The sequence below is a fragment of the Nostoc sp. CHAB 5715 genome (genome assembly GCF_020829685.1).
In the GTDB taxonomy this organism is placed as follows: Bacteria; Cyanobacteriota; Cyanobacteriia; order Cyanobacteriales; family Nostocaceae; genus Nostoc.
In genome coordinates this window covers 1-2,298 of record NZ_JAIVFR010001098.1, presented here as the reverse complement: position 1 = coordinate 2,298, position 2,298 = coordinate 1, and the positions used below count along the sequence as shown (strand labels likewise).

Sequence of the window (2,298 nt, the reverse complement as noted above, 5' to 3'; positions counted from 1 at the left end):
CCTTTAAAAAAGGGGGCTAAGAGTCTCTTAAAGTTCCCAATTTATCGTGGCATTTAGGAGAATATAAAAATTTAGTAAACTAAATGAGTAGTTTGAAAACACGCTCTAGGGTGAATCAAGGTTTTAGATTTTCAATGCTTAAGTCGTGAATTTTACTAAGCTGTTACGCATTTAAATTGTATATTTACTCGTGTTCGCGCAGCGTCTCCTTCAGGAGAGGGTTGTCATTAGTCATTTGTATTTAAAAGGACAGATGACCATTGACTGCATGACAGTCTTAACAATTGCAATGTACAATAGGGTTGTCATTAGTCATTTGTATTTAAAAGACAGATGACCATTGACTGCATGACAGTTTTAACAATTGCAATGTACAATCTAGACGCGCATCAGCCTACTTTCCTCTCCTAATAGATTGAGTTAACAACTCACTCTATAGCAGTCCTAAATGATTTGTAAACTTCTCTCCTTCTCCTCTTGGCGCTCTTGGCGTCTTGGCGGTTCGATAATTTTTACAACTCAAATAGGATTGCTATACTAGCAATAAAAAAATCTATTTGATTAATTTGTAATGGCAAATTCATCGGAACCAGCCGACAGAAATTCATCACATGATTCTAATCTAGGCGATGAAAATTTCAATTTAACAGCTATTGGCGGCACAAATCTTTGGTTTGACCAAGGTTTTACACGGCTAGTATACTTTTTTGCCGTGATTACTGTTGCAGTGCTATTTTTGATGAGTTGGGTAATTTTACACGAAGCTTTACCAGCCATTAAGCAGTTTGGATTGGAGTTTTTGTGGGGTCAAGATTGGGATACAGGTAATCAGATTTTTGCTGCATTACCCTATATTTATGGAACTTTGGTAAGTAGTGCGATCGCTATTTTATTGGCTGTCCCAGTCGGAATAGCAGTAGCCTTAGTCACGAGTGAAAATTTCTTACCTTCATCCCTGCGAACCACACTAGCATTTGTTGTTGAATTAATTGCAGCAATTCCCAGTGTCATTATTGGTTTGTGGGCGATTTTTATCTTTATTCCAGTTTTAGAACCTCTACAAAAATGGCTAGCCAGCACTTTTAGATGGATACCACTATTTAATACAAAAGACCCTTCTGGAACTAATATGTTGACTGCTGGAATTATTCTAGCAATCATGATTTTGCCTACAATGGCAGCAATTACTCGTGATGTCTTAATGGCTATCCCTAAAGAATTACGTAGTGCATCTATGGCTTTAGGTGGTACTCGTTGGGAAACAATTTTTCGGGTCTTGCTACCAGCTGGATTTTCTGGAATAGTGAGTGCAGCAATGCTCGCCTTGGGACGTGCTTTGGGTGAAACAATGGCTGTCACTATGGTAATTGGCAACTCTGCTCAAATCAGTGCTTCTTTACTCAATCCAGGTTATACAATTCCCTCTGTATTAGCTAATGAATTTGCCGAAGCTGAACCGGGTTTGCATATAGGTGCTTTAAGCTATTTGGCGTTGATTTTGTTTGGGTTGACTCTAGCTGTAAATATTAGCGCTGTACTATTGGTGAAATGGATTAGCAGGAAAAATAAATAGCACTATCTTAATACAAATACCTCAATGTAAAAAAACGTTTATTAATCAAAATTAATAAAAAATATGAGTGGTTACATTCAGTCAGAAACTGATGAATCTCTGGCGACAGAATTATGCAGTCCTCTGCCAACAGAGCGACTAATATTTACCTATGCAATGAATGCGATCGCCTTTGGTTTTACAGGTCTAGCACTCATTCCTTTATTATCAATTTTGTGGGAAATTTTCATCCGGGGAATATCTGGACTGAAATCGGAAATGTTTGTCAAAACAGTTATTGACAATGGCTTTGGCAATGCCATCCTGGGAACCATGATTATGGTGGGAATTGGTGCTATTTTAAGCATTCCCACAGGGATAATGACAGGGATTTTCTTGGCAGAATTTGGTCAAACCAACTCAATTGCTAGTTTTGTTCGTTTTATCAGCAGTATTTTAACAGGCGTGCCTTCAATAGTTGTAGGCGTATTTGCTTACGGTGTGATAGTTTTGGTAACTAAAGGATTTAGTGCGATCGCAGGCGGTTTTGCTTTAGCCGTAATTATGCTACCTGTAATTATACTGACAACAGAAGAATCCTTAAAACTGATTCCCACATCTCAACGTCTAGCCTCTGCTGCTTTAGGCGGAACTCGCTTTCAAACTACCCTTCGCATTGTTGTCACAGCTGCAATTCCCGGAATTACTACAGGCATTTTATTAGCTATAGCTCGTGCTGCTGGTGA

Annotated in this window: 2 protein-coding genes; both read left to right on the top strand. The window is 38.6% G+C overall.

All coding sequences use genetic code 11. The annotated features are described in order from the left end of the window. The first annotated feature begins 571 nt into the window (after positions 1 to 571). Positions 572 to 1,573 carry a phosphate ABC transporter permease subunit PstC gene (gene pstC / locus LC574_RS36360; protein WP_229458474.1) on the top strand — a complete coding sequence of 334 codons (1,002 nt, stop codon included), beginning with the start codon at positions 572 to 574 and terminating at the stop codon, positions 1,571 to 1,573. 63 nt (positions 1,574 to 1,636) lie between these two features. Further along, positions 1,637 to 2,298, top strand: a 662-nt coding sequence (locus LC574_RS36355; protein ID WP_229458473.1) for a PstA family ABC transporter permease, incomplete at its 3' end; no start/stop codon positions are given.

What these genes read in the sequence shown, in the direction of transcription:
- pstC (WP_229458474.1), top strand. Translation starts at nt 572, where the DNA reads ATGGCAAATTCATCGGAACCAGCCGACAGAAATTCATCACATGATTCT.